Genomic DNA, 24,966 nt, shown 5'->3' on the forward strand with positions numbered 1-24,966 from the left:
AGCGCATTCGCGAGCAGGCTCGCTCCCACAAGGGAGATCTGTTCCTACAGAAATTTCTGAACAATCCTGTCCCACATCAAGCACTTCGGAACCAGAATCGCGTGCCATACTCCAAGGCACTCCGATTCAGACAGATGAAGCCGCACATGCCCAAAGGATTGATTCGCGCGATTGGCGCACTGCTGACAGCCCTGGCCCTCTACAGCCTGCTGGGGTTTCTGATCCTGCCGGGCATTGCCTTGCGCGTGGCCAACCAGCAACTGGCGAACTACGCGACGATGCCGGCGCATCTGCAGCGCATCGAACTCAACCCCTTCAGCCTTGAGGTCACCCTGTGGGGGCTGGTGATCGGCGAGCCGGGCAAGGAGCAGGTCGGCTTCGATCGCCTCTATGCCAACCTGCAAATCGACAGCCTGTGGACCAAAGCGCTGCATCTGTCCGACATCGAACTGGACAAACCCAAAAGCGAAATCCTCTTCGCCAAGGACGGCAAGCTCAACCTGCTCGGCCTGTTCAACGTGCCGCCGAGCGAGCCGACACCCGCCGATCCCGACGCCAAGCCATTCCCGCTGCGTATCGACAACATCAAACTGGCCGGCGGCGTGGTGCATTTCGAGGATATGCGGCCCAGCGAGCCGATCGAATTTCTTTACGACGACCTCAGTTTCGAGCTGAAAAACCTCAGTACCCTGCCCGAGGACAGCGCCGACATGACCCTCGTCGCCATCGGCCCCGCTGGCGGGCGGATCGACTGGACCGGCAATTTCAGCCTGATCCCGTTCACCTCCGAAGGCACCCTGAAAGTCACCGATGGCCAGATGAAATCCTTCTGGCCCTACGTGCGCGACGCCGTGCCGCTAGTGCTGGAAAACGGCGTGGTCAGCCTCAGCACCGAGTACAAGCTCAACCTGTCGAAACAGACCGAACTGCTGCTGAACAACGTCGCGGTGAGCATTGCGCCGTTCGCCGTCAAGGCTCCGGACGGACGTCCGCTGGCCAGGCTCGAACTCCTCGACGTCAGCGAAACCTCGCTGGACCTGGCCAAGCAGCAAGTGGTGGTCGGCAAGATCCGCAGCAACAAACTGGAAACCTGGGCGGCGCTGGAAGCCGACGGCCAACTGGACTGGCAGAAGTTGTTCGCCAGCCAACCGTCGAAACCGGCTGCCAAAGCCGCTGCCGAACCGGCGGAAACACCTGCCGCCGCCGACTCGCCGAAACCTGAGCCAAGCGCCCCGAGCAAGCCATGGCAGGTGCTGGTCAAAGATGTGCAACTGCGCAACTACACGGTTCATCTGGCCGACCGCTCGGCGCAACCGGCGGTAGCGCTGGACATCACTCCGCTGAACGTCGATCTGCAGGATTTCGACAGCCTCAACGGCTCGCCTTTCAAGCTCAAGCTCGACAGCGGCCTGGGCAAGCAAGGCAAGATCAGCGCCGACGGCACGGTCAATCTGGCCCCGGTCAACGCGCAGCTCAACGTGAAAACCCAGGACGTCGACTTGCGTGTCGCGCAGTCCTATATCAACCCGTTCATTCGTCTGGAACTGCGCAGCGGCATGCTCGGCAGTGACCTCAAGGTCAACCTGAAAAGCACCGAACCACTGGCCCTCAGCGTCACCGGCCGCGCGCAGATTGATCAACTGCACACCCTCGATACGCTCAAGACCCGCGATTTTCTCAAATGGCAGCAAGTAGTGGTCGACGGCATCAACTATCAGCACGGCGACAGCCTGTCGATCGACAAGGTCAACCTGTTGCAGCCGTATGTGCGCTTCATGATCAACGACGATCGCACCACCAACGTCGACGACCTGCTGATCCCGCAACCGGCCGACAGCGGAGCACAAAGCACCGCAGCCAAACCGGCCGGCAAGGACAAACCACTGGGCATTCACATCGGCGCGATTGCGATCAACGATGGTTCGGCCAACTTCGCCGACTTCAGCCTGACGCCGAATTTCGCCACCGCCGTGCAGCAGCTCAACGGCCAGATCGGCACCATCGACAGTCGTCAGGCGAAACCGGCCAGCGTCGACATCAAAGGCAAGGTCGACCGTTATGCGCCGGTGACCATCAAGGGTGCGGTCAATCCGTTCGACCCGATGGCCAGCCTCGACATCGCCACCAGTTTCAAGCGCGTCGAACTGACGACCCTGACGCCCTACTCCGGCAAATTCGCCGGCTACCGCATCCGCAAGGGCCGGCTCAACCTAGATCTGCACTACCTGATTACCAAGGGCCAATTGAAAGCCGACAACAAAGTCGTGGTCGAGCAATTGCAACTGGGCGAGAAGGTCGACAGCCCTGATGCAGTGAGTCTGCCGCTGAAACTGGCGATCGCCCTGCTCAAGGACGTCGACGGCAAGATCTCCATCGAATTGCCGGTGACCGGCGACCTGAATAATCCACAGTTCAGCGTGATGCCGATCGTCTGGCAAACCCTGCGCAATTTGATCGTCAAAGCGGCCGCCGCACCGTTCAAAATGATCGGCGGGCTGGTCAGTGGCGGCGGCTCCGAAGACCTCGGCACGGTGTCCTTCGCGCCGGGCTCCAGCGATCTGAGCAAAGACGCCGAAGCGGCGCTGGTGAAACTGTCGCAGGCACTCAAGGAACGTCCGGCGCTGCGCCTGGAAATCGAAGGCACTGCTGCGAAGAGCAGCGATGGGCCACTGCTGGCCGAGCAACGTCTGGAACGCGAATATCAGTACAACTACTACAAGATGCTCCAGCGCCGTGGCGACAAAGTTCCGGCCCAGGCCTCGCTGCTGCAAGTGCCCGAAAGCGAGAAAGGCGCGTTGCTCGAAGGCATCTACCGCACCCGCCTGAAAACCCAGCCACCGGCAGAATGGAAAGATCTGGGCAAGGAAGAACGCACGGCGAATATGCGCCAGGGCGTGATCGCATTCTGGAGTGGCAGCGAGGTGCTGTTGCGCCAGTTGGGCCAGGACCGCGCCAGCACCATCAAGGATTACCTGGTCGACAAGGGCAAGCTCGAGGATGACCGCGTGTATTTCATCGACGCCAACCTCGGCGAGGCCGAAAGCGATGGCCGCGTGGTCACGCAAATGCACCTGGATGCCGAATGACCGTGCGTAAATGGTTGATGGCGCTCGCTCTGACCTGCGCCGCCTGCCATGCGTCGGCTTCGGATACATTGCGCTGCGGCAGCCAATTGATCAGCCTCGGCGACCGCACAAGCGAGGTGCTGCAGAAATGTGGCGAGCCGGTCAGTCGCGACGTGCTCGGCTACAAGCGCAGTGCCAATCGCCGCGAAGAGTTTCAGGTCGAGGAATGGACCTACGGCCCGAACAACGGCATGTATCAATACCTGCGCTTCGAAGGCAATCGCCTGCGGCAGATCAACAGCAAACGCGGTAACTGAGAAGAGCAAAAGATCGCAGCCTTCGGCAGCTCCTACATTTGGAATGCATTTCCCTGTAGGAGCTGCCGAAGGCTGCGATCTTTTGATTCTCCAAATAGAACAGGCCCCGACACAAGTGCCGGGGCCTGTAATGGTCACATCCGTGTGACCGTTCGCATGAACTCTAAAGTTGCGGCAGACGTATTGCTCGGCCCGTCTGTCGCGTCTTCTCCCGGTTCAGGCGAGAAGTCTTGCCTTACTCGGCTTTCAGGCCGTCAGCGGAGACCGCTTTAACGCCTTTGATTTTCTTGGCAATGCCAACGGCGACTTCTTTCTGCGACTCGGTTACCGCAGTGGTCGACGACAGGGAAACTACACCCTTGTTGGTTTCGACTTTGATGTCGGTGCCTGGAATGCCTTTTTCGGTAACCAGGTCAGCTTTGACCTTGGTGGTGATCCAGGTGTCGCTGGTATCTTGTTTCATTTCGGTAACTTCACCGGCAGCCAGAACCATTGGCGCTTGGGTAGCCTGAGCGGACTGGGCGAAAGCGCCACCAGCCATGGTCAGGGTCAGAGCGGTAGCAGCGGCAGTGATAGCGAACTTCTTCATACGAGTAACTCCTGTTTTTACTGGAAGTCTGCTGTAACGCTTGTCAGCAGGGTTACCGGATATATTGCGAACGCTGTGCCAACTTTTTTTGCCATATAAATTCTTTTAAAAACAATGAGTTATGAAAAATGCCAATTTTCATTTTCATGCAAAATGCATGACTCGCTCAATCTTCGCATGCAAGTTGCGGTTTTTTGGAAAGTTCATAAGCTGCTGAAATTATTGGAGCTTTTGTAGACTGGTGACCATACGAAAATGCCCCGCAGTGCGGGGCATTCGCTTTGTACTCAGTTAAACGCCAGGGCAACTGGTCGTCGTGTATTCCTTGGAACCGGAGAAGCCGCAAGACCAACCCGCGGTCGCACTACGAGTCAAGGTGATCGTCTGGCCAAGAACCGGAGCCGGAGCATTAAGCAACTTGCAAGTAATCGTCCCGGTACCGTCAGCCACTTTGCCACTCACACCCATTGTGCAGTTTTGAGTGGCACCTACGTTTGCGTTGACGTTAGCCAAAGTTGGATCACCAGATCCCGCGTTGATCACGTCTTCGAAATTGACTTTGAGGGCGGAAACTTCGGCAATACCCGCCGTCACCTTCGACCGCGCCTGATACTTCGAATACTGCGGCAGGGCGATAGTCGCCAGAATGCCGATGATCGCCACAACGATCAGCAGCTCGATCAATGTGAAACCTTGTTGTTTTTTCATAGACACGCTCCATGCATGAGTCGAAATCTCATGATCTGAACAAGGCTCAGCACAGCCCATGCCAACGCCTTTCAGGCCCCGCCTGCTGGGCGCGCGCAATCGCCTGCGCCGTTTCCTACAACCCGCAACCGCACTATCTGACACTTTTTGTCACCTGCACCGGCCGTGTTTGGCGCTGTCACTTGACTAGGCTATAAGTCATGAACGGCAAGCGTGCGGAATCCCCATGAATGACATCGCTCTGAGCGGTCTGGCCAAGCAATTGGTCCAGGCCGAACTGCTCACGGAAACAAGCGCCCGGCAATCCTGGGCGCAGGCCCAGCGCAATCGCGTGTCGCTGGTCAATTACCTGGTGCACAACAAACTGGTCAACAGCCGGCAAATTGCCGAGATCGCCTCGGAACATTTCGGCATGGCCCTGCTCGATCTGCATTGCCTCGACAAAGAGACTCAGCCCAAGGGTCTGGTCAGTGAGAAACTGGTTCGCCAGCACTGCGCCCTGCCCCTCTGGCGGCGCGGCAACAAACTGTTCGTGGGCCTTTCCGACCCAAGCAATCAGCAGGCGATCAGCGACATCCAGTTCAGCACCGGCCTGAGCACCGAAGCGATTCTGGTGGAGGACGACAAGCTCAGCGACGCCATCGACAAGTTCTTCGACAGCCATGCCTCGGGCCTGGAGGAAATGGCCGATGTCGATCTCGACGGCCTCGACGTCGAGTCCATTGATGACAACAAACAGGACGTGATCGGCGGCCTCGATGCCGACGACGCCCCGGTCGTACGTTTTGTGCACAAGATGCTGCTCGATGCGATCAAAAGCGGCTCTTCCGACCTGCATTTCGAACCCTACGAAAAAAACTATCGGGTGCGCATGCGCACCGACGGCATGCTGCGCGAGGTGGCCAAGCCGCCGATCCAGTTGGCCGGGCGCATTGCCGCGCGCTTGAAGGTAATGGCCAGTCTGGATATCTCGGAACGGCGCAAACCTCAGGACGGCCGCATCAAAATGCGCCTGTCGAAAAGCAAATCCATCGATTTTCGCGTCAACACCCTGCCGACTCTGTGGGGCGAAAAAGTGGTGATCCGGATTCTCGACCCGTCCAGTGCACAAATGGGCATCGATGCGCTGGGCTACGAGGCCGAACAAAAAGCCTTGTACCTGGCCGCGCTGAAACAGCCGCAAGGAATGATTCTGGTCACCGGCCCCACCGGCTCCGGTAAAACCGTGTCGCTGTACACCGGGCTGAATATCCTCAACACCGTCGACATCAATATTTCCACCGCCGAAGACCCGGTGGAAATCAACATGGAGGGCATCAACCAGGTCAACGTCAATCCCCGCCAAGGGCTGGACTTTGCCCAGGCGCTGCGCTCGTTTCTGCGTCAGGACCCGGACGTGATCATGGTCGGCGAGATCCGCGATCTGGAAACCGCCGAGATCGCGATCAAGGCCGCGCAGACCGGCCACCTGGTGCTGTCGACCCTGCACACCAACAGCGCGGCGGAAACCCTCACGCGCCTGCACAACATGGGCATTCCCGGTTTCAACATTGCCACCTCGGTCAGCCTGATCATCGCCCAGCGTCTGGCGCGCAAATTGTGCGCGCACTGCAAGCGGCCGCTGGAAATCCCCCACGAAACCTTGCTCAAGGAAGGCTTCCCCGAGGAACGCATCGGCCATTTCACGATCTACGAGCCGGTCGGTTGCGATCACTGCAACGGCGGTTACAAAGGACGCGTGGGGATTTATGAAGTGGTAAAGAACACACCGGACCTGCAACGGTTGATCATGGCCGAAGGCAATTCGCTGGAAATCGACATTCAGATGCGCCGCGACGGTTTCGCCGATCTGCGCACCTCCGGGCTGCACAAGGCCATGCAAGGCATCACCAGCCTTGAGGAAATCAACCGGGTCACCAAGGATTGAACATGGCGGTCAAGGCAGCGAAAGTCAGCGTTTACGCCTGGGAAGGCACCGACCGCAAAGGCAGTAAAGTCAGCGGCGAGTTGAGCGGGCAGAACCCCGCACTGATCAAGGCGCAGCTGCGCAAACAAGGGATCAACCCGGGCAAGGTGCGCAAGAAATCCGCGTCCCTGCTGACCTTCGGCAAACGCATCAAACCGCAGGACATCGCCCTGTTCACCCGGCAGATGGCGACCATGATGAAGGCCGGCGTGCCGCTGTTGCAGTCCTTCGACATCATCGGCGAAGGCTTCGAAAACCCGGCCATGCGCAAGCTGGTCGACGAGGTCAAACAGGAGGTCGCCGCCGGTAACAGCTTCGCCACGGCCCTGCGCAAGAAGCCGCAATACTTCGACGAGTTGTACTGCAACCTGGTCGACGCCGGCGAACAGTCCGGTGCCCTCGACACCTTGCTCGAACGGGTCGCGACCTATAAGGAAAAAAGCGAAGCGCTCAAGGCCAAGATCAAGAAAGCCATGACCTACCCCACCGCCGTGGTGCTGGTGGCGGCGGTGGTGACCGGCATTCTGCTGGTCAAGGTGGTGCCGCAGTTCCAGTCGGTGTTTTCCGGGTTCGGCGCCGAACTGCCGGGCTTCACCCTGATGATCATCAGCCTGTCGGAATTCATGCAGCAGTGGTGGTGGGCGATTCTGTTTGCACTGGTGGCAGCGTTTTTCGGCACTCGCCACGCGTTGAAGACATCGCAGGCCCTGCGCGACCGGCGCGATGCCTGGCTGCTGAAGCTGCCACTGGTGGGCACCTTGATGTACAAGTCCGCCGTTGCACGCTTTGCCCGCACCCTGTCGACCACTTTCGCCGCCGGTGTGCCGCTGGTCGAAGCACTGGATTCGGTGGCGGGCGCCACCGGCAACGTGGTGTTCAAGCGCGCGGTGCTACGGGTGCGGCAGGACGTCTCGACCGGCATGCAGCTCAACTTCTCGATGCGCAGCACCGGTGTGTTTCCGAACATGGCGGTGCAGATGACCGCCATCGGCGAGGAGTCCGGGGCACTGGATGACATGCTCGACAAGGTCGCCGGTTTTTATGAAGCGGAAGTCGATAACATGGTCGACAACCTCACCAGCCTGATGGAGCCGTTCATCATGGTGGTGCTGGGGGTCATCGTCGGTGGACTGGTGGTGGCCATGTACCTGCCGATCTTCCAACTCGGCTCAGCGATCTGACATGCCTATCGACGAACTGTTTGCCGAGTATCCGCTGGCCTTTGTGGTCAGCGCGCTGCTGCTCGGGCTGGTGGTCGGCAGCTTCCTCAATGTTGTGGTCTGGCGCTTGCCGAAAATGCTCGAGCGCGACTGGCGGCAGCAGGCCCATGATGTGCTCGGCCTGCCCAGCGAAACGCCCGTGCCGACCTACAACCTGATGCTGCCGCACTCCGCGTGCCCGCATTGCGGACACCGGATCCGCCCGTGGGAAAACATTCCGCTGCTCAGTTATCTGCTGCTGCGCGGGCGCTGCTCGGCCTGTTCGGCGCCGATCAGTAGACGTTACCCGCTGACCGAACTGGCCTGCGGCCTGCTGTCGGCATTCATCGCCTGGCATCTGGGCTTCGGCTGGCCGGCGAGCTTGCTGATTTTGCTGACGTGGGGCTTGCTGGCGATGAGTCTGATCGACTGCGAACATCAGTTGCTGCCCGATGTGCTGGTGCTGCCGCTGCTGTGGCTGGGGCTGATCGTCAACAGCTTCGGCGTGTTCGTGGCGTTGCCCGATGCATTGTGGGGCGCAGTCGCGGGTTATCTGGCGCTGTGGTCGGTGTTCTGGCTGTTCAAACTGCTCACCGGCAAGGACGGCATCGGTCATGGCGATTTCAAGCTGTTGGCCTTGCTTGGCGCTTGGGGTGGCTGGCAGATTCTGCCGCTGACGATCCTTCTATCGTCCTTGGTGGGGGCGATTTTGGGCGTCGTCATGCTGCGCCTGCGCGCCCAGGAAACCTCGACGCCGATCCCCTTCGGGCCCTTTCTGGCAATTGCCGGCTGGATTGCCTTGCTCTGGGGTGGTCAAATAACCGACTTCTATTGGCAGTCTGTCGGTTTGAAATGAATACCCCTGTGGAAAAACCCTGGATCCTCGGCCTGACCGGCGGCATCGGCAGCGGCAAAAGCGCGGCGGCGCAGCACTTCATTGACCTCGGCGTGCACGTGGTGGACGCCGATCATGCGGCGCGCTGGGTAGTCGAGCCGGGGCGTCCGGCGCTGGCGAAAATCGCCGAGCATTTCGGTTCCGGCGTGTTGCAGTCCGATGGCACGCTAGACCGCGCCGCCCTGCGCAAACTGATTTTTGAAGACCCCGAACAGCGACGTTGGCTCGAAGCGCTGCTGCATCCGTTGATCGGCGAGGAAATCGCTGATCATCTGGCGCAGGCAAAATCGCCTTACGCGATTCTGGTGTCACCGTTGCTGATCGAGTCCGGGCAATACGCGATGACCCAGCGCATTCTGGTCATCGATGCGCCGCAACAACTGCAGATCGAACGCACCTTGCAACGTGACCAGGCCAGCGAAGCGCAGGTGCAGGCGATCCTCAAGGCGCAATCGAGCCGTGAAGACCGCGTGAGCCGTGCCGACGATGTGATCGTCAACGACCGCGACCTCGCCTGGCTGCACAGCGAGGTCGAGCGTCTGCATCACTTTTATCTGACTTTATCCGGAGGCCAAGCATGAGCCAGATTCCAACCGTTGAATGCCCGACCTGCGGCGCCCCCGTCGAATTCACCCCGGCGAACAAATTCCGTCCGTTCTGCTCCGATCGCTGCAAACTGATCGACCTCGGCGCCTGGGCCTCGGAAGAGCACAAGATTCCGGTCGCCCCGGATGCCGAAGACGAGCTGTTTTCCGGCGATTTCGATCCGCGTCACTGATCGCTGATCAGGGCCGCATAAAGCCGTAGTCCTGACTGTCGTCGAGGTTCTCCGCGAGAAAGCGCAACTCGTCGGCCAGGTCTTCGGCATTGCGCACTGCCTTGCTCTGCTGCACCACGGCGCTGAGCAGGGCGCGCAAACTCAGGCCTGGGTCAAAGCCCACCTCCTGCGCCAGTTCCAGACTCTGCCGGGTTTCCTGCCGCGCCCATTCGTAAACGCCCATGCCACTGCTCCTGAAGGGATTTGCGCGAGCATGAAATCTCTGCGGCATGGCCGGTTTGATGTGGATCAAGACTTCGGATCGTCGTCCTTCCACGGCGCTGAAAGGTAACGGGTGCGGTTGAAGGTCTCCAGCCATTCCGGGCAAAACACCACCAACGCACTGACAACCATGCCGTTGATAAAGGCCTCGGGAAACAGCAGCAACCACAGGTAGCCGACGAAATCTTCCAGCCATTCCGGCATGGCGAAGAGGCCGTCGTACCACAGCAACGTCAGGCTCAGAATCAGGCACAACAGGCCTGACAACGCAGCGGCGAAGAAACCGGAACAGAAGATGTAAACGAATGGATTGCGTGGCTGCGCACGCTCGACCAGAATCGCCACGCACTCGGTGATCAGCACTGGCAGCAGAATCAGCAACGCGCCATTGACGCCCACCGCCGCCAGGTCCTGACGCCCCAGCAGCACCAGCCCCATCTGCGCAACCAGCCCGCCGACGATCGCCAGCGGCCAATCGAGCAGCAGCGTCACCGCCGTCATGCCGATGAAGTGATAAGACACGCCGGTGTCGAAATCCCTGCGCACCAGCCACAGCAGAAACAGCGCGAACACCGTGCCGAACAGCAAGTGCTGCCGGCGACTGTCGCTGAACAGCTCGACCCATGGCGCACGCATGACCGCCCAGAGCAGCACCGGCAGATAAATCAGCCAGCCGAGCGTCAGGCTTGCCGAGGACAGCAGTTCGGCACCGATCATGATTCCCTCAACTTCTCCATGGGCTTACCGCTTTGTCGCAGTCTACACCGCCGATGTATGTGCACCAGCCGATGCAAAGCTATCTGCTTGTCGCATTTGGACGCTAAGCTTGGGCTTATGGATGATTCAGATTATTTACGCCTGCTGACCATCGCGGCCGAGCAAGCCAATGCGTTTCTGTCCAATGCCCGCAAATGGGAGCGTGAGCGTTGGGTCTGCCAGCGCCTGCTGCAAGGTTTGAACATCCCCTACCGCGCCGACGAGTTCGCCCCGGCCGGTGAGCCGCCGGACGTGTTGTTCCGCGATGCCAATTTCGAAGTTTTTTTCGTCCTCGATGAAGGCCGCCGTCTCAATGATGAATGGCGCGACGAATTGCAGCGTCGGCGCAGCGCGTTTTCCCTGAGCCAACTGGTGCGCCGCGAAGCCAAACCCAAGCGCATCCCGGCCAATGAATTTCTCCTGCGTCTGGCGCCGACCCTGCGCAAGAAGGCGCACAACTACAAGGAACGCGGCATGGATCTGGGTGAGCTGGACATCATCGCCTTCGCCAGCCTCAAGCGCGAAGTGCTCGACCTCAACAGTCATTTCCCGCCACCGACCGAATATCTGCGTCAGGGCTGGCGCTCGCTGTCGCTGGTCGGCCCGACATTCGCCCGTGTGCTGTTCGCCCATCCCGACGCACCGGACTTTCTGCGCAGCAACCTCGGCCGCAGCATTGTGTTCGACGTGGGCATCAGCCTGTGACGCCGCTGCAGCAGTTGATCGCCGAGGTTCCGCAAACCGGTCGTGTGCGCTGGATCGGTGTGCGTCCAGAATCCCGTGGGCCGATGCTTGAGCTGGACGCGGTCGAGGCGCGGCTGGAAGCCGGGCTCACCGGCGACCACGCCCGCCCGGGCATTCGCAATGCGCGACAGGTGACGCTGATTCAGTGGGAGCACCTGGCGGTAATCAACGCACTGATGGGCCGTCCCGCTGACCAGCCGGTCCGGCCTGAAGATCTGCGGCGCAATCTCGTTATAAGCGGAATCAATTTGTTTAGCCTGAAGGGGCGGCGCTTTCGCATCGGGCAAGCGATACTCGAAACCACTGGCTGGTGTCAGCCCTGCGCACGTTTGCAGAACAATCTCGGCCCGGGCACGTTTCAAGCCGTGCGCGGGCATGGCGGGATCACTGCCCGGGTGTTACAAAGCGGCATCATTCGCCTCGACGATAGCGTGTGCGTCGAACCGGTTCCGGACAGCGGCTACGCTGCGTTCAACCCGGGCTGAAAACCGCTGTAGCCTGTGCTCATTCAGTAACGTCTACTTGACGAGGCAAATATGACCAGCCGCCTGAACCCCGAAGACCAAAAGCATGTCGAAGAGTACCTGCAGCTGTCCCAACACCGTGTCGAGCGCCGGCCTTTCCGGCCGTGGATGCTCCTGGTGCTGGTGCTGGCAGTGACCATTGGTCTGGGCCTGTTGAGCCGATTTATCAGTTACCTGACGTTATGAGCTGCCTTGCGCTCCCTCGGGTAACCGCACCGATTTCCTTTAAAAACCTTGCGAGTTATCCCTATGTCCCATCGTATTGTCATTGTCGGCGGCGGCGCCGGCGGTCTGGAGTTGGCTACCCGCCTGGGTAAGACTCTGGGCAAGCGCGGCACGGCCAGCGTGATGCTGGTCGACGCGAACCTGACCCACATCTGGAAGCCGCTGCTGCACGAAGTGGCCGCCGGTTCCCTGAACTCCTCCGAAGACGAACTCAACTATGTCGCGCAGGCGAAATGGAACCACTTCGAGTTCCAGCTCGGGCGCATGAGCGGGCTCGATCGCGCGCAGAAGAAAATCCAGTTGGCCGCGACCTATGACGAAAACGGCGTCGAGCTGGTGCCGGCGCGTGAAGTGGCTTATGACTCGCTGGTGATCAGCGTCGGCAGCACCACCAACGATTTCGGCACCCAGGGCGCGGCGCAGCATTGTCTGTTCCTCGATACACGCAAACAGGCCGAGCGCTTCCATCAGCAATTGCTCAATCATTATCTGCGCGCCCACGCCGGGCAGACCGACGTGGTCGAGCAGATCAGCGTGGCCATCGTCGGCGCTGGCGCCACTGGCGTCGAACTGGCGGCAGAGCTGCACAACGCCGCCCATGAATTGGCCGCGTATGGTCTGGACCGGATCAAACCGGAAAACATGCACATCACGCTGATCGAAGCCGGCCCACGAGTGCTGCCTGCCCTGCCGGAGCGCATCAGCGGGCCGGTGCACAAAACCCTGGAGAAGCTCGGGGTCAATGTGATGACCAACGCAGCAGTCAGCGAAGTGACTGCCGACAGCCTGATCACCGCCGATGGCAACGAGATCAAGGCGAGCCTGAAAGTCTGGGCTGCCGGCATTCGCGCACCGGGCTTCCTCAAGGACATCGATGGTCTGGAAACCAACCGCATCAATCAGCTGCAAGTGCTGCCGACTCTGCAAACCACGCGCGACGAAAACATCTTTGCCTTCGGTGACTGCGCGGCGTGCCCGCAACCGGGCACTGATCGCAACGTCCCACCACGGGCACAAGCGGCGCATCAACAGGCGTCGCTGCTGGCCAAGTCGCTGAAACTGCGCATCGAAGGCAAGACCCTGCCGGAGTACAAATACACCGACTACGGCTCGCTGATCTCGCTGTCGCGTTTTTCTGCTGTGGGTAACTTGATGGGTAACCTGACCGGTAGCGTGATGCTCGAAGGCTGGCTGGCGCGGATGTTCTATGTGTCGCTGTACCGTATGCACCAGATGGCACTGTACGGCCCGTTCCGCACGGCGATGCTGATGCTGGGCAGCAAGATTGGTCGTGGCACCGAGCCGCGTCTGAAACTGCACTAAGGCCAACATCTGTGGGAGCTGGCTTGCCAGCGATGGCGCCGGGTCAGTTGATATTTCTGTTGCCTGACCCACCGCTATCGCGGGCAAGCCCGGCTCCCACAGGTTTTCGTGCTGCTCGAAGATCAGGCGCATTCGCGAGCAGGCTCGCTCCCACCTTTGATCTTTATTCCAAGCCCCGCATCGCGCGGGGCTTTTTATTGGCTGTCGATCACAGCTGGAAGCGCCGCACCATGCCCTGCAGCGCATTGGCCAGTTGCGACAGTTCGTGGCTCGATGCGCTGGTCTGATCAGCCCCCGCAGCCGAACGCACCGACAGGTCGCGAATATTCACCAGATTGCGATCAACTTCCCGCGCTACTTGCGCTTGTTCCTCAGCCGCACTGGCGATCACCAGGTTGCGCTCGTGAATCTCGTGCACCGACGCCGTGATCGTCACCAACGCCTCACCTGCCCGCTCTGCGAGAACCAGCGTACTCGCCGCACGAGATGCGCTGGCCTGCATTGACTCCAGCGCCTGGCTCGAACCGCTGCGCATGCCTTGCACCATCTGCTCGATTTCCTGCGTCGATTGCTGGGTGCGATACGCCAGCGCGCGCACCTCATCGGCTACCACCGCAAAACCTCGACCGCTTTCGCCCGCACGTGCTGCCTCGATGGCAGCGTTGAGCGCCAGCAGATTGGTCTGCTCGGCGATGGCGCGAATCACGTCCAGAACCTTGCCGATGTCTTGCGATTGATTGGCCAGCGACTGCACCAGCTCGCCGGTGTTTTGCACATCACTGGCCAGGGCGTTGATCGCACTGGCGGTTTCGCTGACGCGCTCCTGGCCCAATTGCGCCGATTGACTGGACTGGCGCGTGGCATCGGACGTCGACACCGCGTTGCGCGCGACCTCCTCCACCGCAGCGGTCATCTCGTTGACCGCAGTGGCGGCCTGTTCGATTTCGTTGTTCTGCTCTTGCAAGCCTTGGGTGCTGTCGACGGTAACGGCGCTCAGTTCATCCGCGGCGGTGGCCAGTTGCGTAGCTGAGCCGCTGATACCTTGCAGGGTCTCGCGCAGGTTCTGTTGCATCGTCGCCAAGGCCTTGAGCAAACGGCTGACTTCGTCATTGCCATGGGTTTCGATCGGTCGGGTTAGATCGCCCTTGGCGACACTTTCAGCGGCATCCACGGCGCTGCTCAGCGGGCGCACGATACTGCGCGTGAGCAACATCGCCAGCGCCACCGTGGCCAGCGCTGCCAAGGCAATGAAAAGAGTAACGATGGTGCGCGAGGTTTCATAATGCGCGGCGGACTTCTCGCTTTCGGCAGCGACCTGGCGGGCGAACAGATCGGCGAGATCATTGAGCTGTTTGCCGGAGCCGTCGACCACGGTCTTCATGTCAACCAGGAGCAATTTGGTCAGCTCGTCACGCTTGCCTTGCTCGGCAAGGGTGAATGACTGGGCAATGCCAGTGCGATAGGCGGCGAAGGTTTTCTTGAACTGGTCATACAGCTGCTGGCCTTCGGCAGTGTCGACCAGTTTGTCGTAGGCGGCGATCTTCTCGCTCAGCTCCTTGTCGCGGGTGTCCATCTGGCCGCGATAGGTGGCGATGTTGGCCGGATCCTGATCGAGCGCCATGCGCAGGGAGATGGTACGGATGCGCAGCATCAGTTCACGGATCTCGTCGCCGCCACGGATGCTCGGCAACCAGCGGTTCTCCACCGCCACCTCACTGTCGCGAATGCTCGACATCTGTCCCAGCGCAAACACGCCGAGCAAGGCCACCAAGACCGCGATCAGGGCAAATCCCAGGGCAGCCCGGGGAGCAATATTCAACTGACGAAGCAACATGACGAACGCCCTTATTCTTGTAATGGCCAGATCAAGGGGCGAAGCGTTGGCAGTCCCCTCGTGTTAGCGGGCTATCGGCAGGTTGTATGACGACTTGAAGGGATTCAGCTTTCGGCAGACAAAAAAAATCCCCGTATCTTTCGATACGAGGATTTTCAATATGGTCGGGGTAAGGGGATTCGAACTCCTGACATCCTGCTCCCAAAGCAGGCGCGCTACCGGACTGCGCTATACCCCGGTAAAAAAAAGGCGACCTTTCAAAGATCGCCTTCTTCGATCAGCGCTTTTGGCCTCTGATCTTAAGATTCGATCCCAGCGCAAACTGGTTTCAAAAATGGTGGGTCGTGTGGGATTCGAACCTACGACCAATTGGTTAAAAGCCAACTGCTCTACCAACTGAGCTAACGACCCAAATATGGTCGGGGTAAGGGGATTCGAACTCCTGACATCCTGCTCCCAAAGCAGGCGCGCTACCGGACTGCGCTATACCCCGGTTTGAAATTGGCTCCGTGACCAGGACTCGAACCTGGGACCCAATGATTAACAGTCATTTGCTCTACCGACTGAGCTATCACGGAACTACATATTTCAATTTACAACTGTGAAGCTTTGTTGCATCTCGCCACCCGTTCGCATCGCTGCGTTCGTGTGTCTGAGGCGCGCTATTCTACAACCTAGAACACCTCTGTCAACCCCCTAAATTGCTTTCAAGTTAATGATTTGCAACTTATTTCAGATTCCAACCCGGTGGGTTGAAACGCTGCCGGTGACTGACTGCGGGGCGCACTTTACAAGCCTTTTCCTTTGAGTTCAACAGCCTGGCGAAAAAAAGGCCTCGCAATGCGAGGCCTTCCCGGTTTCATTGCTGCTGAGGCTTAGCCGAAAACGATTTCGTCGTTCTCGACCTTGCCGGTGGCGGTGTCGCCCGGCATGAAATGACCCGACAGGATCAACTGTGCCAGCGGGTTTTCGATCCAGCGCTGGATCGCCCGTTTCAAAGGACGTGCGCCATACACCGGGTCGTAACCGACGGCGATCAGCTTGTCCATCGCTTCCGGGCTCAGCTCCAGCTTCAGCTCGCGCTCAGCCAGACGGCTGCGCAGGCGACCCAACTGGATCTCGGTAATCCCGGCGATCTGATCCCGCGCCAACGGCTCGAAGATCACCACCTCGTCGACCCGGTTGATGAACTCCGGACGGAAGTGCGACGTCAGCGCGTCCATCACAGCAGCGCGCTGCGCCTCGCGATCACCGACCAGCTCCTGGATCTGCATCGACCCGAGGTTGGAGGTCATCACGATCACCGTGTTGCGGAAGTCCACCGTACGCCCGTGACTGTCGGTCAGCCGGCCATCCTCAAGCACTTGCAGAAGGATGTTGAACACATCCGGATGGGCTTTCTCGACTTCGTCCATGAGGATCACCGAGTACGGCTTGCGCCGCACCGCTTCGGTCAGATAACCGCCCTCTTCGTAGCCGACGTAGCCCGGTGGCGCACCGATCAGACGAGCCACGGAATGTTTCTCCATGAACTCGGACATGTCGATCCGCACCATCGCCTCTTCGGTATCGAAGAGGAACTCGGCCAAGGCCTTGCACAGCTCGGTTTTACCAACACCGGTAGGGCCGAGGAACATGAACGAGCCGCTCGGACGATTCGGGTCGGACAGCCCGGCGCGGGAACGCCGCACGGCGTTGGCCACAGCCACGACCGCTTCTTCCTGACCGATCACCCGTTTGTGCAACAGGCTCTCCATCTTCATCAGCTTGTCGCGCTCGCCTTCGAGCATCTTCGACACCGGGATGCCGGTCCACTTCGACACGACTTCGGCAATCTCTTCTTCAGTCACCTTGCTGCGCAGCAACTGGTTTTCGCTCTTGCCGTGCTGGTCGACCATTTGCAGGCTGCGCTCCAGATCGGGGATCACCCCGTACTGCAACTCGGCCATGCGATTCAGGTCGCCTTTGCGGCGTGCGGCTTCCAGTTCCTGGCGCGACTGTTCGATCTTCTGCTGGATCTGCGCAGAACCCTGCACCTCGGCTTTTTCCGAGTTCCAGATTTCTTCCAGATCCGAGTACTCACGTTCGTGACGCTCGATTTCTTCCTGGAGTTTTTCCAGGCGTTTCTTCGCCGCGTCGTCGCTTTCTTTCTTCAGCGCCTGGGATTCCACCTTCAACTGAATCAGGCGCCGCTCCAGACGATCGAGCACTTCCGGCTTGGAGTCGATTTCCATGCGGATACGGCTGGCCGCCTCGTCGATCAGGTCGATGGCCTTGTCCGGCAGCTGTCGATCCGTGATGTAGCGATGGCTGAGCTTGGCCGCAGCGATGATCGCGCCGTCGGTGATAGCCACCTTATGGTGAACCTCGTAACGTTCCTTGAGGCCACGCAGAATGGCAATGGTGTCTTCTTCGCTCGGTTCGTCTACCAGGACTTTCTGGAAACGCCGCTCGAGCGCCGCGTCCTTCTCTATATATTGACGGTACTCGTTGAGCGTGGTCGCGCCGACGCAGTGCAACTCGCCGCGAGCCAGCGCAGGCTTGAGCATGTTGCCGGCATCCATCGAGCCTTCGCCCTTACCGGCGCCGACCATGGTGTGCAGCTCGTCGATGAACAGAATGATCTGCCCTTCCTGCTTCGACAGTTCGTTGAGCAACGATTTCAGGCGCTCTTCGAACTCACCGCGATACTTGGCGCCGGCGATCAACGCCCCCATGTCCAGCGACAGCAGACGCTTGCCTTTGAGGCCGTCCGGCACTTCGCCGTTGATGATGCGCTGCGCCAGCCCTTCGGCGATCGCGGTTTTACCCACGCCAGGTTCACCGATCAGCACCGGATTGTTCTTGGTGCGGCGTTGCAGAACCTGAATGGTGCGGCGGATCTCGTCGTCACGGCCGATCACCGGGTCAAGCTTGCCGTCTTCGGCGCGCTTGGTCAGGTCGACGGTGTATTTGTCCAAGGCCTGACGCGACTCTTCGTGGTTGGCGTCATTTACCGCTTCGCCACCACGCAGGTTGTTGATCGCGTTTTCCAGGGCTTTTTTGCTCACGCCTTGGCCGAGCAGCAACTTGCCGAGCTTGCTGTTCTCGTCCATCGCGGCGAGCAGCACCAGTTCGCTGGAGATGAACTGGTCGCCCTTCTGCTGAGCCAGACGGTCGGCCTGATTGAGCAGGCGCGCCAGATCCTGCGACATGTTGACGTCGCCGGTCGGGTTCTGGATTTTCGGTAGTTGATCGAGCTCTTTGGTCAGCTCTTTACGCAAGCTGTTGACGTCGAAGCCTACCTGCATCAGCAGCGGCTTGATCGAACCGCCCTGCTGTTCAAGCATGGCCTGCATCAAGTGCGCCGGCTCGATGGCCGGATGATCGTGGCCAACCGCCAACGACTGGGCGTCGGACAGGGCCAACTGTAATTTGCTGGTTAAACGGTCAATACGCATGGGTCACCTTCCTTTTGAGCAGGCCGGACCTAAGAAACCATCCTGAATAAAGAAACCTGCCAGATACCACTGTAGATGCGGTCGATTCTGGGAGATTCAAGCGTCGGAGAGTTGATGCAGATCAGAGAGTTTAGCGGGTGAGCCAAACAAGAGAGGCGAAACGACCGGTGCGCGACGCACGGCGATAGGAGAAGAAGCGCGGATCGGTCACGGTGCAGAAACCGCCACCATAAACAGCCGTGACACCCCGTTCAGCCAGACGCAGGCGCGCCAGTTCATAGATGTCGGCCATGTACTTGCCGGGATTGTGGCTCGGCAAGAAGGCTGTCGCCGCTTCAGGCAATTGATTGATGAATACTTCGCGAACTTCCGGACCGACCTCAAAAGCCTTTGGGCCAATCGCCGGGCCGAGCCAGACCAGAATCTCTTCAGGCGCAACATCGAGGCTGTCGAGAGTTGCCTCAAGCACGCCCGCCGCCAGACCACGCCAACCGGCATGGGCCGCTGCTACACGGGTGCCCGCACGATCGCAGAACAACGCCGGCAAGCAATCCGCCGTCATCGCCGCGCAGGCGATTCCCGGCGTTGCGGTCCAGCTGGCATCTGCAGTCGCAACGATGCCCGGATCAGCATGGGCAACGGTGATCCCGTGCACTTGCTGCAACCAGGCAGGCTGTATAGAGAAGTGCTCGGTCAGACGCCGACGGTTCTCGGCGACGGCTTCAGGACGATCATCGACGTGATCACCCAGATTCAGGCTGTCGAACGGCGCCTCGCTGACACCACCCTCGCGGGTGGTGACACAGGCCCTGACGCTGGCCGGCGCAGGCCAGTCCGGCGTCAGCCAGTTCATCCGACGAAGGCCTCGCGATCCTGCTTGAGCAGGGTCAGCAGCCAGACGAAATCTTCCGGCAGCGGCGATTCCCAGCTCATGCGCTCACCGCTCGTCGGGTGATCAAGTTCAAGGAAGCGCGCGTGCAGCGCCTGACGCGGGAAGTGCTTGAGCGATTCCACCATGGTCGGGTTGGCCGCAGGCGGAATGCGGAAACGCCCGCCGTAGGCCGGATCGCCGACCAACGGGAAATTGATGTGCGCCATGTGCACGCGGATCTGGTGGGTCCGACCGGTTTCCAGCTTCACCCGCACATGAGTGTGGGAACGGAAACGCTCGAGCACGCGGTAATGGCTGACGGCAGGCTTGCCGCCTTCCATCACTGCCATGCGCTGGCGTTGCTGGCCGTGACGACCGATCGGCGCATTGATCTTGCCACCGGCGGTGACCACGCCGATCACGATGCACTCGTAGATACGGCTGACGCTGCGGCTCTGCAATTGTGCGACCAGCTTGGTCTGCGCCTGAATGGTCTTGGCCACCACCATCAGACCGGTGGTGTCCTTGTCCAGACGATGCACGATGCCGGCGCGCGGGACATTGATGATGTCCGGCACATGGTGCAACAAAGCGTTGAGCAGGGTGCCATCGGCATGACCGGCAGCCGGGTGCACCACCAGGCCCGCAGGCTTGTTGATCACCAGGATGTCGTCGTCTTCATAGACGATATCGAGCTCGATGTCCTGGGCGATCCACTCGCCCTGGGCTTCCTGCTCGGCAGTCAGCTCAAGGACGGCACCGCCATGCACAATGTCGCGCGGGCGGATCACCGCCCCGTCCACAGTCAGGCGACCTTCTTTGATCCAGGCGGAAAGGCGCGAGCGTGAGTGCTCAGCGAAGAGTTGGGCGGCGACTTGATCGAGGCGTTGGCCGCCCAATTCGGACGGCACCTCTGCGCGAAGTTCAATTTTATCGGACATGCTCGGACTGGGCGTCGGCACAGCCTTTGGTTTCGGCTGCGCGCTTGTGGTTAAATACGGCGTCTTTTGCCCCGAGGCTTTTCAACGGGGCGCTCATCATAACAGGACGGCCCCGCCCAAGACAGCGGCCGTCATAGGGACGCAAGCCGCCATGCAAGTGAAACACCTGCTGCTGATCGCCATCCTCGCATTGACCGCTGCTTGCTCATCGAAGGAAGTCGTAGACGAAAACCTCAGCGAAGCCGAGCTGTATCAGCAGGCTCAGACTGATCTGGACAACAACAGCTACACCAGCGCCACAGCCAAGCTGAAGGCTCTGGAGTCGCGTTATCCGTTCGGTCGCTACGCCGATCAGGCTCAGCTGGAGTTGATCTACGCCAACTACAAGAACGCCGAGCCGGAAGCTGCGAAGTCTGCCGCCGAGCGTTTCATTCGTTTGCATCCGCAGCATCCGAACGTGGATTACGCGTACTACCTCAAGGGTCTGACCTCGTTCGACCAGGACGTCGGCCTGCTGGCGCGCTTCCTGCCGCTGGACATGACCAAGCGTGACCCGGGCGCCGCCCGTGACTCGTACAACGAGTTCGCGCAGCTGACCAGCCGCTACCCGAACAGCCGCTACGCGCCGGACGCCAAGCAGCGCATGATCTATCTGCGCAACCTGTTGGCCGCCTACGAAATCCACGTCGCCGACTACTACCTGACCCGTCAGGCTTATGTAGCCGCTGCCAACCGTGGCAAGTATGTCGTGGAGAACTTCCAGGAAACCCCATCGGTCGGCGACGGCCTGGCGGTGATGACCGAGGCTTACCAGCGTCTGCATCTCGACGATCTGGCCGCGACCAGCCTGGAAACCCTTAAGCTCAACTACCCGGATCACCCGAGCCTGGAAGATGGCCAGTTCGTGCCACGCGTAGCCGAGGCCGACAACCGTTCGTTCCTGAGCAAGGCGACTTTGGGCCTGATCGAATCGCGTCCACCGCTGCCGCCGGGCGAAACCCGCGCCAACCAGGATGTGCAGAAGCAGTTCCAGGACGCGAAAGATGCAATCCCGAACGAGCTCAAGCCTAAGGACGAAAACGGCGACGTGATCGAAGAGCCAGAGCCGGAATCCAGCGACACCGATCGCTCGTGGTTCAGCTACATGACCTTCGGCGTGTTCGACTGATCACACCGGCTGTACGAAAAAAGGGAGATCTGCGGATCTCCCTTTTTTATTGCCGCACTTTAATAGGCTGTGCGCTGATCGGGTCCTTGGCTAAACTGCCGGATCATCAGTCGAAAAGCCGCTCATCATGCTTCGTTTATTGTTCTGGATTGCCCTGATCTTCGCCGCCATCTGGCTCTGGCGCAAATTCAAGGCCCCCGCCTCGTCCACCCGATCGCCGCGCGAACAGGATGCGCCGCCGATGGTGCGCTGCGCCCACTGCGGCGTGCACCTGCCGCGCGACCGCGCGCTGGGCAACCAGCAACTGTGGTATTGCAGCCAGGCTCATCTCGAGCAAGGCCCGGGCGCCAGTGGTCGCTGAGGCCGCCAACGCCGACCAGAAACAGGCGCAGCGTCTGCTGCGCCTTTATCACCTGTACCGTTTAAGTGTCGGCATCACTCTGGTGCTGCTGATCTCCAGCAACATGGACAACCGCCTGCTGACGTCGGCCAACGACGATCTGCTGCGCGGCGGCAGCTGGCTGTACCTGATCATCAACATGCTGCTGGTGGTGTTCCTCGAAAACACCCGGCGCCCGGCGCAGTTGTTCACCCTGGCGCTTGTCGATGTGCTGCTGTTGTGCGGCCTGTTCTACGCGGCGGGCGGCGTGGCCAGTGCGCTGGGCAATCTGCTGGTGGTCTCGGTGGCAATCAGCAACACCCTGCTACGCCGACGCATCGGCCTGCTGATTGCCGCCATCGCGGCGATCGGCATTGTCGGCCTGAGCTTTTTGCTGGGTCTGAGCCGCCCCTTGAGCGCCAACGCGTACCTGCAAGCCGGCACCCTCGGCGCGCTGTGCTTCGCCGCCTCACTGCTGGTGCAAGGGCTGATCCGCCGCCTCGAAGTCAGCGAGACCCTGGCCGAACAGCGCGCCAGCGAGGTGGTCAGCCTGGAGGCGTTGAATGCGTTGATCCTGCAACGCATGCGCACGGGGATTCTGGTGCTCGACGAGCAACGCCGGGTGCAACTGGCCAATCACAGTGCGCAGAGTCTGCTCGGCCATAGTCACCTGCAAGGTCATTTGATCGACGAATATTCGCCAGCACTCGTCGAGCGTCTGCAACTGTGGCGCAACAACCCGACCTTGCGCCCGCAGAGCCTGAAAATCCCCGGCAATGGCCTTGAGCTGCAACCCAGCTTCATCGCTCTCGAGCAGAGTCCGAACCAGCAGACGCTGGTGTTTCTCGAAGACCTGGCGCAAATCACCCAACAAGCCCAGCAACTCAAGCTCGCTGCGCTCGGGCGTTTGACCGCCGGCATCTCCCATGAAATTCGCAATCCACTGGGCGCGATCAGTCATGCCGCGCAGCTGTTGGCCGAGTCCGAGGAACTCGATAGCGCAGATCGACGTCTGACGCAGATTATTCAAGACCACTCCCAGCGCATGAACCGAGTCATCGAAAACGTCCTGCAACTGTCCCGCCGCCAGCAAAGCGCGCCGCAACGGCTGGACCTCAAGCCGTGGCTGGAAGATTTCGTCGGCGAAACCCGCGAGCAGGCCAATGAGCGCCAGCACATTCATCTGCGGATCAATTCCGGCGATTTCACCACGCTGATGGACCCGAACCAATTGCGGCAGATTCTCGACAATCTGATACGCAACGCCTGGCGTCACAGTGCGCAAATGCACGAGCAGGCCGACGTCTGGCTGGCACTGTTCGTCGACCCGGACAGCCAGTTGGCGGTGCTTGAGGTCCAGGACAACGGCCCCGGCGTGTCGGCCGATGAACAGGCGCATCTCTTTGAACCCTTCTTCACTACCAGCAGCCAGGGCACCGGTCTTGGCCTTTATCTGTCCCGTGAGCTGTGCGAAAGCAACCAGGCACGCCTAGACTTCAAATCACGCCAAGGCGGCGGCTGCTTTCGCATCACCTTTGCTCACGGACGGAAACAAAGTTGAATACAAGCCCACGGCAAAAAATTCTAATCGTCGACGACGAACCGGATATCCGCGAGCTCCTGGAAATCACCCTGGGACGGATGAAACTCGAGACCTTCAGCGCCCGCAATCTGGGCGAAGCTCAGGCGCTGTTGCAGCGCGAGCACTTTGACCTGTGCCTGACCGACATGCGCCTGCCCGACGGCACCGGGCTGGAGCTGGTGCAACACATTCAGCAACGCGCTCCACACCTGCCGGTGGCGATGATCACGGCGTACGGAAGCCTGGAAACTGCGATCAATGCGCTGAAGGCCGGGGCGTTCGATTTCCTCACCAAACCGGTGGAACTGCCGCGCTTGCGCGAACTGGTCAGCTCGGCGCTACGCCTGCCGACAGCGGGTGGCCCGAGCACCGCAATCGAGCGACGCTTGCTGGGCGATTCGCCGCCAATGGCCAATCTGCGCAAGCAGATCGACAAGCTCGCACGCAGTCAGGCACCGGTCTACATCAGCGGCGAATCCGGCAGCGGCAAAGAACTGGTCGCGCGTCTGATCCACGAACAAGGTCCGCGCGCCAGCCAGCCCTTTGTGCCGGTGAACTGCGGGGCAATTCCATCGGAACTGATGGAAAGCGAATTTTTCGGCCACCGCAAAGGCAGTTTCACTGGAGCCGTCGAAGACAAGCCGGGGCTGTTTCAAGCGGCCCATGGCGGCACTCTGTTTCTCGATGAAGTCGCCGATTTGCCACTGTCGATGCAAGTGAAACTGCTGCGGGCGATTCAGGAAAAAGCCGTGCGCAGCGTCGGCGGCCAGCAGGAAACGGTGGTGGACGTGCGCATCCTTTGCGCCACGCACAAAGACCTTGAAGCCGAAGTTTCGGCCGAACGCTTCCGCCAGGATCTGTATTACCGGCTCAACGTCATCGAACTGCGTGTGCCGTCCCTGCGCGAACGCCGTGACGACATTGAGGCGCTTGCCATGCACGTGCTCAAGCGCCTGGCCAAAGACACCGGACAACCCGAAGCACGCCTGCATCCGCAAGCGCTGGAGGCGCTGAAGAACTATCGCTTTCCCGGCAATGTGCGCGAACTGGAGAATGTTCTCGAACGCGCGCACACCCTGTGTGAAAACCGCACGATCGAAGCGCAGGATCTGCGTTTGAGCGAAGGCAATTGCACGGCGGACGGGGCGATGGCCGATCTGACGCAGATCGACAATCTTGAGGATTATCTGGAGAGCGTCGAACGCAAACTGATTTTGCAGGCGCTGGAGGAAACCCGCTGGAACCGCACGGCGGCGGCGCAGCGGTTGAGTCTGTCGTTTCGGTCGATGCGCTATCGGCTGAAGAAGTTGGGCCTGGATTAAAGGCCCCTTCGCGAGCAGGCTCGCTCCCACATCTGGAATAAGTATTCCTGTGGGAGCGAGCCTGCTCGCGAAGGCGGTC

23 protein-coding genes and 4 tRNA genes are annotated in these 24,966 nt (G+C 60.1%); 15 read left to right on the forward strand and 12 right to left on the reverse strand.

The window, feature by feature from the left end:
• Positions 1–134 precede the first annotated feature (134 nt).
• Both AAEZ10_RS24570 and AAEZ10_RS24575 read left to right on the forward strand, forming a co-directional pair.
• Positions 135–3,086 carry a DUF748 domain-containing protein gene (locus AAEZ10_RS24570; protein WP_350571369.1) on the forward strand — a complete coding sequence of 984 codons (2,952 nt, stop codon included), beginning with the start codon at positions 135–137 and terminating at the stop codon, positions 3,084–3,086.
• The gene (locus AAEZ10_RS24575; RefSeq protein WP_350571371.1) at positions 3,083–3,382 is read left to right on the forward strand and encodes a DUF2845 domain-containing protein; all 300 of its coding nucleotides are present in this window, start codon (positions 3,083–3,085) and stop codon (positions 3,380–3,382) included. The genes AAEZ10_RS24570 and AAEZ10_RS24575 overlap by 4 nt, the downstream gene beginning before the upstream one ends.
• A 235-nt stretch (positions 3,383–3,617) precedes the next feature.
• Here the strand turns inward: AAEZ10_RS24575 and AAEZ10_RS24580 are convergent, their stop codons facing one another.
• Together AAEZ10_RS24580 and AAEZ10_RS24585 are read right to left on the reverse strand one after the other, a co-directional pair.
• Entirely contained in the window at positions 3,618–3,971 is a 354-nt protein-coding gene (locus AAEZ10_RS24580; protein ID WP_016773155.1) for a BON domain-containing protein, read from the reverse strand.
• Positions 3,972–4,262: 291 nt separating this feature from the next.
• Complete coding sequence (locus tag AAEZ10_RS24585; RefSeq protein ID WP_071173630.1) at positions 4,263–4,679, reverse strand: pilin; 417 nt, start codon at positions 4,677–4,679, stop codon at positions 4,263–4,265.
• 226 nt (positions 4,680–4,905) lie between these two features.
• On the opposite strand from AAEZ10_RS24585, the gene pilB reads away from it, so the two are divergent.
• The 5 genes from pilB to yacG are packed head-to-tail and all read left to right on the forward strand — an operon-like array spanning position 4,906 to position 9,517.
• A complete protein-coding gene (gene pilB / locus AAEZ10_RS24590) occupies positions 4,906–6,606 on the forward strand; it encodes a type IV-A pilus assembly ATPase PilB (protein WP_056790439.1) in 1,701 nt (566 codons plus the stop codon).
• A 2-nt stretch (positions 6,607–6,608) separates the two neighbouring features.
• Positions 6,609–7,826, forward strand: a complete 1,218-nt coding sequence (locus AAEZ10_RS24595) for a type II secretion system F family protein (protein ID WP_041477818.1) — start codon at positions 6,609–6,611, stop codon at positions 7,824–7,826.
• Between the two features lies 1 nt (position 7,827).
• The gene (locus AAEZ10_RS24600) at positions 7,828–8,700 is read left to right on the forward strand and encodes a prepilin peptidase (RefSeq protein ID WP_350571374.1); all 873 of its coding nucleotides are present in this window, start codon (positions 7,828–7,830) and stop codon (positions 8,698–8,700) included.
• A complete protein-coding gene (gene coaE, locus AAEZ10_RS24605) occupies positions 8,697–9,320 on the forward strand; it encodes a dephospho-CoA kinase (RefSeq protein ID WP_073475473.1) in 624 nt (207 codons plus the stop codon). The genes AAEZ10_RS24600 and coaE overlap by 4 nt, the downstream gene beginning before the upstream one ends.
• Positions 9,317–9,517, forward strand: a complete 201-nt coding sequence (yacG, locus tag AAEZ10_RS24610; RefSeq protein ID WP_016773149.1) for a DNA gyrase inhibitor YacG — start codon at positions 9,317–9,319, stop codon at positions 9,515–9,517. The genes coaE and yacG overlap by 4 nt, the downstream gene beginning before the upstream one ends.
• Before the next feature lie 7 nt (positions 9,518–9,524).
• Here the strand turns inward: yacG and AAEZ10_RS24615 are convergent, their stop codons facing one another.
• Positions 9,525–9,740, reverse strand: a complete 216-nt coding sequence (locus AAEZ10_RS24615; RefSeq protein WP_016773148.1) for a hypothetical protein — start codon at positions 9,738–9,740, stop codon at positions 9,525–9,527.
• A 65-nt stretch (positions 9,741–9,805) separates the two neighbouring features.
• Positions 9,806–10,495 carry an energy-coupling factor ABC transporter permease gene (locus tag AAEZ10_RS24620; RefSeq protein ID WP_273525931.1) on the reverse strand — a complete coding sequence of 230 codons (690 nt, stop codon included), beginning with the start codon at positions 10,493–10,495 and terminating at the stop codon, positions 9,806–9,808.
• 117 nt (positions 10,496–10,612) lie between these two features.
• Between AAEZ10_RS24620 and AAEZ10_RS24625 the strand changes: the two genes are divergently transcribed.
• From AAEZ10_RS24625 to AAEZ10_RS24640, 4 genes are all read left to right on the forward strand, one after another.
• Entirely contained in the window at positions 10,613–11,239 is a 627-nt protein-coding gene (locus AAEZ10_RS24625; protein WP_007909887.1) for a DUF1780 domain-containing protein, read from the forward strand.
• Complete coding sequence (locus AAEZ10_RS24630) at positions 11,236–11,763, forward strand: MOSC domain-containing protein (RefSeq protein ID WP_024014346.1); 528 nt, start codon at positions 11,236–11,238, stop codon at positions 11,761–11,763. The genes AAEZ10_RS24625 and AAEZ10_RS24630 overlap by 4 nt, the downstream gene beginning before the upstream one ends.
• Positions 11,764–11,814: 51 nt before the next feature.
• Positions 11,815–11,988 (forward strand): DUF3094 domain-containing protein, encoded by a 174-nt coding sequence (locus tag AAEZ10_RS24635; RefSeq protein WP_007909875.1) that lies wholly within the window; start codon positions 11,815–11,817, stop codon positions 11,986–11,988.
• Positions 11,989–12,051: 63 nt separating this feature from the next.
• Positions 12,052–13,350: an NAD(P)/FAD-dependent oxidoreductase gene (locus AAEZ10_RS24640; RefSeq protein WP_016773144.1), complete on the forward strand. Its 1,299-nt coding sequence runs from the start codon at positions 12,052–12,054 to the stop codon at positions 13,348–13,350.
• 208 nt (positions 13,351–13,558) lie between these two features.
• Here the strand turns inward: AAEZ10_RS24640 and AAEZ10_RS24645 are convergent, their stop codons facing one another.
• The 8 genes from AAEZ10_RS24645 to rluD form a co-directional block, all read right to left on the reverse strand.
• Positions 13,559–15,184 carry a methyl-accepting chemotaxis protein gene (locus AAEZ10_RS24645; RefSeq protein ID WP_071173634.1) on the reverse strand — a complete coding sequence of 542 codons (1,626 nt, stop codon included), beginning with the start codon at positions 15,182–15,184 and terminating at the stop codon, positions 13,559–13,561.
• A gap of 161 nt (positions 15,185–15,345) precedes the next feature.
• Positions 15,346–15,422 (reverse strand) — tRNA-Pro (locus tag AAEZ10_RS24650).
• Between the two features lie 97 nt (positions 15,423–15,519).
• Positions 15,520–15,595 (reverse strand) — tRNA-Lys (locus tag AAEZ10_RS24655).
• 5 nt (positions 15,596–15,600) lie between these two features.
• A tRNA-Pro gene (locus AAEZ10_RS24660) sits at positions 15,601–15,677 on the reverse strand.
• 9 nt (positions 15,678–15,686) lie between these two features.
• Positions 15,687–15,762, reverse strand: a tRNA-Asn gene (locus AAEZ10_RS24665).
• 297 nt (positions 15,763–16,059) lie between these two features.
• The gene (clpB, locus tag AAEZ10_RS24670; RefSeq protein WP_073475480.1) at positions 16,060–18,624 is read right to left on the reverse strand and encodes an ATP-dependent chaperone ClpB; all 2,565 of its coding nucleotides are present in this window, start codon (positions 18,622–18,624) and stop codon (positions 16,060–16,062) included.
• Positions 18,625–18,754: 130 nt separating this feature from the next.
• Positions 18,755–19,477, reverse strand: a complete 723-nt coding sequence (gene pgeF / locus AAEZ10_RS24675) for a peptidoglycan editing factor PgeF (RefSeq protein ID WP_350571379.1) — start codon at positions 19,475–19,477, stop codon at positions 18,755–18,757.
• On the reverse strand, positions 19,474–20,436 hold the full coding sequence (gene rluD / locus AAEZ10_RS24680; RefSeq protein ID WP_016773140.1) for a 23S rRNA pseudouridine(1911/1915/1917) synthase RluD: 963 nt from the start codon (positions 20,434–20,436) through the stop codon (positions 19,474–19,476). The genes pgeF and rluD overlap by 4 nt, the downstream gene beginning before the upstream one ends.
• Positions 20,437–20,587: 151 nt before the next feature.
• On the opposite strand from rluD, the gene AAEZ10_RS24685 reads away from it, so the two are divergent.
• The 4 genes from AAEZ10_RS24685 (at position 20,588) to AAEZ10_RS24700 (ending at position 24,887) form a co-directional block, all read left to right on the forward strand.
• The gene (locus tag AAEZ10_RS24685; protein ID WP_056790462.1) at positions 20,588–21,604 is read left to right on the forward strand and encodes an outer membrane protein assembly factor BamD; all 1,017 of its coding nucleotides are present in this window, start codon (positions 20,588–20,590) and stop codon (positions 21,602–21,604) included.
• A gap of 127 nt (positions 21,605–21,731) precedes the next feature.
• The gene (locus AAEZ10_RS24690) at positions 21,732–21,965 is read left to right on the forward strand and encodes a PP0621 family protein (RefSeq protein ID WP_016773138.1); all 234 of its coding nucleotides are present in this window, start codon (positions 21,732–21,734) and stop codon (positions 21,963–21,965) included.
• A complete protein-coding gene (locus AAEZ10_RS24695) occupies positions 21,955–23,544 on the forward strand; it encodes a sensor histidine kinase (RefSeq protein ID WP_350571382.1) in 1,590 nt (529 codons plus the stop codon). Before AAEZ10_RS24690 ends, AAEZ10_RS24695 begins: the two co-directional genes overlap by 11 nt.
• Positions 23,541–24,887 (forward strand): sigma-54-dependent transcriptional regulator, encoded by a 1,347-nt coding sequence (locus AAEZ10_RS24700; RefSeq protein ID WP_110646719.1) that lies wholly within the window; start codon positions 23,541–23,543, stop codon positions 24,885–24,887. The genes AAEZ10_RS24695 and AAEZ10_RS24700 overlap by 4 nt, the downstream gene beginning before the upstream one ends.
• Positions 24,888–24,966: the final 79 nt, after the last annotated feature.

Source organism: Pseudomonas sp. H26/SER47-MNA-CIBAN-0231 (assembly GCF_040310465.1).
GTDB lineage: Bacteria > Pseudomonadota > Gammaproteobacteria > Pseudomonadales > Pseudomonadaceae > Aquipseudomonas > Aquipseudomonas atacamensis.